Annotated in this window: 8 protein-coding genes and 1 pseudogene; 4 read left to right on the top strand and 5 right to left on the bottom strand. The window is 44.1% G+C overall.

Going from position 1 to position 7,037, the window contains the following annotated elements; translation table 11 throughout:
- From ACR0QW_RS10425 to ACR0QW_RS10410, 4 genes are all read right to left on the bottom strand, one after another.
- Positions 1-942: primase alpha helix C-terminal domain-containing protein (locus ACR0QW_RS10425; protein ID WP_432643579.1), on the bottom strand; the 942-nt coding region annotated here is incomplete at its 3' end.
- Positions 939-1,358, bottom strand: coding sequence for a DUF4406 domain-containing protein (locus tag ACR0QW_RS10420; protein WP_229778452.1), 420 nt, complete (start codon positions 1,356-1,358; stop codon positions 939-941). The genes ACR0QW_RS10420 and ACR0QW_RS10425, both read right to left, overlap by 4 nt.
- Complete coding sequence (locus ACR0QW_RS10415) at positions 1,345-2,142, bottom strand: phage antirepressor (RefSeq protein ID WP_427774523.1); 798 nt, start codon at positions 2,140-2,142, stop codon at positions 1,345-1,347. Before ACR0QW_RS10415 ends, ACR0QW_RS10420 begins: the two co-directional genes overlap by 14 nt.
- Before the next feature lie 63 nt (positions 2,143-2,205).
- Positions 2,206-2,820 (bottom strand): hypothetical protein, encoded by a 615-nt coding sequence (locus ACR0QW_RS10410; RefSeq protein ID WP_432643578.1) that lies wholly within the window; start codon positions 2,818-2,820, stop codon positions 2,206-2,208.
- 522 nt (positions 2,821-3,342) lie between these two features.
- On the opposite strand from ACR0QW_RS10410, the gene ACR0QW_RS10405 reads away from it, so the two are divergent.
- Genes ACR0QW_RS10405 through ACR0QW_RS10390 form a run of 4 tightly spaced genes read left to right on the top strand, consistent with a single transcriptional unit; the run spans position 3,343 to position 6,673 of the window.
- Positions 3,343-4,539 carry an ABC-three component system protein gene (locus ACR0QW_RS10405; RefSeq protein WP_432643577.1) on the top strand — a complete coding sequence of 399 codons (1,197 nt, stop codon included), beginning with the start codon at positions 3,343-3,345 and terminating at the stop codon, positions 4,537-4,539.
- On the top strand, positions 4,536-4,760 hold the full coding sequence (locus ACR0QW_RS10400) for an ABC-three component system middle component 7 (RefSeq protein WP_176893557.1): 225 nt from the start codon (positions 4,536-4,538) through the stop codon (positions 4,758-4,760). Before ACR0QW_RS10405 ends, ACR0QW_RS10400 begins: the two co-directional genes overlap by 4 nt.
- Positions 4,750-6,435: a DUF2326 domain-containing protein gene (locus tag ACR0QW_RS10395; protein WP_432643576.1), complete on the top strand. Its 1,686-nt coding sequence runs from the start codon at positions 4,750-4,752 to the stop codon at positions 6,433-6,435. The genes ACR0QW_RS10400 and ACR0QW_RS10395 overlap by 11 nt, the downstream gene beginning before the upstream one ends.
- Positions 6,413-6,673 carry a helix-turn-helix domain-containing protein gene (locus ACR0QW_RS10390; protein ID WP_432643575.1) on the top strand — a complete coding sequence of 87 codons (261 nt, stop codon included), beginning with the start codon at positions 6,413-6,415 and terminating at the stop codon, positions 6,671-6,673. The genes ACR0QW_RS10395 and ACR0QW_RS10390 overlap by 23 nt, the downstream gene beginning before the upstream one ends.
- Before the next feature lie 261 nt (positions 6,674-6,934).
- On the opposite strand, the pseudogene ACR0QW_RS10385 reads toward ACR0QW_RS10390, so the two are convergent.
- Positions 6,935-7,037: pseudogene (locus ACR0QW_RS10385) on the bottom strand (aminoglycoside nucleotidyltransferase); the annotation flags it as partial.

The raw sequence follows: 7,037 nt of genomic DNA, 5'->3' as shown, positions 1-7,037 counted from the left end.
ATCCACAGGTGTCTGTGTGCTTTCCGCTACGGCCCTCACATAATCAGCAATCGGCTGCGGCAGCGCATCGACCGGGAATGGAGCCATTGTGAAACGTGATAATGGCAGTGGCTCGCTCCATCCGGGATAGGGATTGTTGAATTCCTGCGGAGGCACATACCCTTCACTGCCTTCAATCTTGTCCCTGTAAAATTTCAGGGCACTTTTCCAGATGGTTCCCAGTTCCTTCTCCGAAAGAGGGGGGTCGCAATTCTCGGCCCTCTGCAGGTAGGCTTCATAGGCTTTGTCCGTATCCCCATACCGTTTCAGCACCCGGCCGGCAAAGTGGGACATGGCATTGTTGCGGCTGCCTTCCGGGATGGAGCTTCCTGTATAGAAGGGAGCTTCCGTCCGGCTGGGTTCCGCAGGTTCCAGTCCGGCCAGGAATTCCATAATGGTGCGCTCCCCTTCCTGCCAGAAGATTTCTTCCGGCACCACTTCCGTGCCATACAGGAACCGGGCCGCATCCAGGGCCTGGCCGTCAAAGAAGGGAAACTGCTCCCGGATTCCCTGTTTCAGTGCCGTATAGGCTTTTTCGTCCTGCACTTCCGGAATGGGAAAATACGCATGGAACCGGGGCCGGGCTTTCCGGCCTTCCTTGGCTTTCCCGCTATTCCGGGACGGGACGATGGCCACAGCCACGTTTGGCAGCATGGCAAGGAGCTTTTCTCCCGTCACCCACTCCTTCGGATTTTCCGTATGGTCGTTGTCGCAGTCCATCACCGCCACATCGGAAGCCAGGAAGTTATCCCGGCTCCGGTAGTTGTCCTTATAGGCCGCACAAACGTGGTCGAAAGCAGCAGCCGTCCCCAGTTCCCTGCTGCTTGTGATGACTGCTTTATTAGGATATATGGCATTTCGTTCGTTGCCGGTACAGTCAGCCGTGTAAATCGTAAATCTCATCTTTCTGCCTCCTCGAGGGTTTCGTTAAAGAATCTCAGCCGATAGTTCTTCCATCTGGCCCGCCGAATCTCCGCATCCATGCCAGGAGATATGGTATCCCCGAACACCCACACTTCCCGGCAAAGACTCATGAGGATGTTGCCGAAATGGAGCCCTGCCTCCCGTTCCTTTGGATCCCGGTCATCCAGGAACTGAGGAAAGAGGAGATGCGGAGCCAAGGGCAGGTACCCTTCTTCAAAGGCAAAGCGGCAGTACCGCCTTGCTGCCAGGATATTTTTATCCGTTGCCCCGGAATACGGGGAACAGATATATACGAGAGGCCGGTAAGCCCGGAGTGCCTTCCGCTGGGCTTCGACAGCACTGAGGGCTCTCTGCGGAGTAGGATCCTGATAATGCTCCTGGTTAAATTTCTCCACTGTCGCCACGCCCCTTTTCGATAAGCGGATAGTTGCCTTCGGACGTCATCAGCTGATAAATAAACAGTCGTCCCTTCTGGGTCCAGTACATATAAGTGCGGTTATGGGGAATGCCATAGCTATCGGGAACACTGTATGTCTTGGTGCTGGTGTACCCCATGGGAGCGTATTTCTGGTAGAGCAGCCATATTTTTCCCTGCTTGTACTGGATTCCGTGTTCATGGAGCCAGTTATTCATATGCCGGGCAGACCATCCATAATCCTTTGCAATGACCGAAGTCGGAACCAGATCTTTGCATTGAAGGACCAGATCGTAGTAGCTTGCCTTCGGCTGGAGCTCTGCGATCTGCTGCTTCTGAGCAGCTGCCAAAAGTTCCATGGATTCACGCCGTTCCCGTTCTTCCTTGAGCTTAGTAAAGACTGCAATGGCAAGGTCCGGATTATCAAGGATAGCTTCCGTTGCATACAGACCGGATTGGCGGATAGAAGGAATGACTTTGTGTGTTACCCATCTTTTAAATGCCCTGGCTTCAGGTTTCCGGCTGCTGAGAATCAGGGTGTAGAGTCCCGGCTCATTCACAACACGTTTTTCCGGATTGCCAGGAATACCCTCGGTTAAAACTAGGGTATTCTTTTCATCGTCATCCAGCCTCGAAAGAGCATCGCTGGGGTTGGCAATACCAAGGATGCGGCACACATCGGCGGCCACGAACCATGGCTCTCCGTTCACAACAGCCGTCCGCACATTCATCCCGTTATAAATGAAGTCTTTTGTTGTAGTCATTTTGATGACCTCCTTGAAAGTAAGTTTGGAATTGTTTTCCTATTCATTAGCCAGGAGAACCCGTCAAATCTGACGGTTTCCAAAAAATTCCTGTAATTTTTTCTTTGCTCGCTTCAGCTTCTGGGTGATATTGTTTTCATTGGCACCTGTTCTGGCAGCATATGCCCGGACGGATTCTCCATCGATATAGACAGCAATGACAGCTTCTGCCCATTCCGTTTTCTTGGCCAATGCGATCCTGATGGTTTGCTTGGTCTCTTCATCGCTGGCTTCGCGATCCCGTTCCACTTCATCCCGGCTCACAAGACTCATATCCGGCATTGCCTTTCCATTCCGTTTGCATCCGCTCCCAGCAACTGCACAACCGCAGGTATCAGGAGCATCTTCGATGGGATTCGCCAAGCTGATATCTTCTTCATCCCTTCCCTGATAATTCGGGAACTCACTTCTTCTCCGATGTTCCCTGCGCCAGTCGTTATAGAGGGGCTTGTTGAATTCTTCGTCCATGATTTCCTGGGCGCTGCGCCGGGTAACTTCTTCCCCTTCCTTTGCCGCCTGTTTTCTCAGTTCGTAATCCCGCTCGATCATGATCTGGCAGTCACCTTCAGGGACTTCCACTACCGTGACCACTGGTGCTTTCGATTCGTCCCAACTGTAGTGTTTGACTTTGATTTTCATTTTTGGCATCCTTTCCGTCCGTGCCAGGGGACGAAGGGATGCCAAAAAGACCTGCGGGGAATGTCCCCACAGGTCCCAAACGGCCAAAATGGCGCACGGAAACAAACGGTGGGGGCATTTCCAGTCCTGCCCACCGCATCACTGCGGTGATCCAGGACTGTCTATGCATCCCATCGTCCTCATGCGCATCTCGGACTACAGAGATTTTTTTCGAGTGCCTGAGCACTCATATGGAAGCAGGCTTGCCTGCTGCCGTATCAATGTTCAGACTGTATTTCTTTATAAACCACAATGCCATCAATCATGTCTTCTAATAAAAACTGATCAGCTAAACGATAAACAGATGTGATTGCATCATCTTTTATTAGAAAGCATGTCCATGTTATAATGGATGAGAATCAGTGCATCATCTTCCGATTTCACATCTATCTTAAGAAATTATGGCCGAAAAGTATTTGCCTTCGTTTTGCCATCATTTTTCCGTCTTTTTTCCATTCAGACTAAGAAGGGAGGTTCCAGGTAATGGAGGAACTAAACTTATCTTCCTATATAAAAATTTTGCGTCCTGGATTAAAACAAAATGACAAGCAGGAGTCTGCTGGTAGACTTTTGTTGAATTCAATCAATGATCAGGATTATGTCATTAATCATGGCTACCATATTGACAGCCTTAGTTCAAAAAAAATCAGTCAACTGGCAAATCAGATAATCCCTGTCCCTGATAGTCTCAGACAAGCATCTATGGAAAAAACGGTTATCAACCAAACAATTGATTATTTTCGTGACGAGGTAATGAATGATCTCAACCCGCATCTGAAATTTGACACTATTGATGCCCTCATAAGGCTTATTGACTCAGATGAAACTATTCCCCCTGATAAACGAAAAGACCTCATGAAATATCATGAGGCTGGTGATGATGCACACTTTCTAGCTTCAACTTTTCTCTATGCATTAAATCGGCCTAATAAAAAAGCCGATGATTCTGTTTCTGATGAAGACATTCCCCTGCTAGCAGAAGCAAATTTTGAATGCCCCGTTTGCCAACGAAAGTTAGTCGAAACCGTAAAGGGCCATCCCGTAAAAAGATATCGGATTACGCAGATTTTTCCGGATACTCTTGATAAAGTTACAGCATCAGAATTCGAAGATGCTGTGCCATCACCGGCTAAGGGAAATAAGCCTGAAAATCTTATTGCCTTGGACAAAGATTGCTCAGAGCGCTATCTTCTAAATCCTACTCTTGAAGAATACAAAAAGCTTCGTGAAGTCAAAGAAACACTTTCACGAAGCTATAAAGCTAAAACAGCAATAAGCACTTTCCAACTAGAAGATGATATACGAACGATTCTCTCTTCCCTAAATCAAATCAGAGATGATTCCGATTTAGTTGATCTGGAATATAACGCTCTCCATATCGAAGAAAAATTTGCTCCTGAGAATTTTATTTTAAAAAAGCAAACACAGATGCAAGTAGTCCAATACTATCGATACATTGAAAAAACGTTTTCAGAATCCGACTGCGATTTTGACATTATCGCATCTGAAATACGGATAAGTTCTAATAAACTAGAAAAAGCCGGACTCTCACAAGCAGAAGTTATCAACTATCTTTCAGAATGGATACGGAACAAGGCCGGCCTAGATAGTGAAAGCAAATTGGCCAGCGATATCGTTGTATCTTTTTTCATCCAGAATTGCGAGGTGTTCCATAAATGAAAATACCAAGTAAAGTAACACCCTATAAAGAAAGTACGATTGCCAAATTTCCTATAGTTCTTGGGCTCCTTGAAAATACCGACATGACCCCCAAAGAAGTTTATGCGGCATTAAAGAAGAAAAAGCTCAGCGATATTAGTGAATTCATCGAACTACTCGATTGTTTATATGCTCTGCATAAAATAGAGCTTCGCGAGGGGGTGCTTCATTATGTTGGTTGAAATCCAGTGCGATAAATTTATGACCCATAATAAACAAAGAAAGCCCATCCGCTTCCATCCCGGTCTAAATGTAGTTATTGGGGATGATAACGGATCAAATTCAATAGGAAAATCTACTTTCCTTATGATTCTTGATTTCGTGTTTGGAGGTACAGACTATGTGAAAAAATGTACGGATGTCCAAGAAAACGTCAAAGAACATACAATAAATTTTACGTTTGAATTTGACGATCATCTGTATCATTTTGCCAGGAATACAATTCATTACCAAGATATCATCAGATGTGATTCCAACTATGTGCCTCTTCTTAATGAAAAGCCAATGACCGTGCAATCATATGGAGAATTTCTATCGGATAAATATGGATTGACAGCTCCTGGGCTTAAATGGCGGGGAGCTATTTCCCGATTTATCCGCGTTTATAAAAGGGACACTCTGGACGTAGAACATCCTTTGCAAACCCATAAAAACGAAAAAGCAGCGGATTCAATTAAAAGTTACATGCGTCTTCTCAATCGATATGCAGTAGTAGAAAAACAGATCAACCAGGCCGCTGATGCCAAAGATGAAAAAGAAGCATTCCGTAAAACAACGCTGAAATATAATCATATTCCTGCTGCCAAAAATGAACGTCAAAAAGCAGAAAATGAAAGCCGTATTGCGGAATTAGAAGAACAAGAAAAAAAGCTAGATACAAATAACAGCCAGGGCCTTTTAGATCTTGACAGTATGACTGCTTATAAAATTTCTTTTCTAAAAGAAAGGCTTGTAAAGTTTCGTCGTCAGCAAGCCCTTGTCCAATCACAACTGACCGATGTACGAAGAGATATGACCGGCAAGCGAAGAAGTTTTAAGCGTACTTTCACCGAACTTGAACATTTTTTTCCGAATGAAAACTTCCACGCCCTGGAGGAAATCGAAAAGTTCCATCAACAGCTGTCAAAAATACTTTCGGAGGAATTCGCGGAAACAGAAAAAGATCTTGTTACAACGGACAATCTGCTGACTATCGAAATCAAGGGCTTGGAAAAAGAAATAACAGATATTAAAGAAATCCCGAATGTTTCTGATGCAATATTAAAGGAATTTGCTAAGATAAGCACAGAAATCAACAATCTGCGTGAAGCCAACAAAAACTTTGATGAACTGAATCGGCTGAGTAAAATTGCCGATGATTATGCAAAAACAAGAGATGCTGTTACTCGAGACCAGTTACTTTCCATTGAATTTGAATTGAACCATGAAATGAGCAAAATCAGTCTTAGGATTTTAAATGATAGTAGTCATTTGCCGCCAGTTATTCATCTTGAAAGAATGGATAAATATACTTTTCATACACCAAACGATGGAGGTACAGGAGCTGAAACCCGAGGCCTTATCACCTTTGATTTAGCCAACTTGAATATCTCATCCATTCCATTTTTAGTTCACGATTCCCTACTTCTGAAAAATATTGAAAAACCTGTTTTCAGCCGAATTATTGATGTTTATGACCAACAGAAAGAAAATGGAAAACAGGTATTCATGGCTTATGACACCTTAGATTCCTACAGCCCGGCTACCCGACAGCTGATTGAAAAAAATGCTGTTCTCAAGTTATCCCCTGGCGGCAATGAGCTTTTTGGATGGGCCTGGAATAAGGAGAAACAAGATGACGAAACCAAGCAGAAGTAAAAAAGAACTACAATCTAAATTCTCTTATAATAAATTATGGAAAATGCTGATTGACAGGAACATCAAAAAGAAGGAACTTCAGAAGATGAGCAATGTCAGTTCAGCTTCCATTGCAAAGATGGGTCGTTGTGAAAATGTGACTACCGATGTTCTTTTACGTATCTGTGAAGCTCTGGACTGCAACATTGGAGATATCATGGAACGTGTCCCCGAATGTGAAAATCATCAAGATTCTTGATAAATCCATCGTGTCTTACTCCGTGCAAACTGATAAAGTCTGCACGGAGTCTTTTGTCATCTAAATCATGAACGATTACCAAATTATAGAACGATACCCTTTAACCTACCGTTCAAATGTTGTGCATTTTGATTTTCAGAAAATTTGATACGAAAAATGTGCAAATGAATTTTTGTCGAAGGCTATGTCACAACAAACAGTTGATAAATAGCCATTTTTATAAGGGAGTATCAGAACTCCCCTACAAACTGTTATTTGCAGTTATCTATACTCATTTGGAATTTCGATATGAAGTGTCTCACACAATAACTTCACATCATGTGCATCATTTTCATCAAACTCGTATCCCAGATGGAACATTACT

Origin of the sequence: Acidaminococcus sp., assembly GCF_050873445.1 — a bacterium.
Lineage (GTDB): Bacteria > Bacillota > Negativicutes > Acidaminococcales > Acidaminococcaceae > Acidaminococcus.
This window is presented reverse-complemented; position numbering and strand designations above follow the sequence as displayed.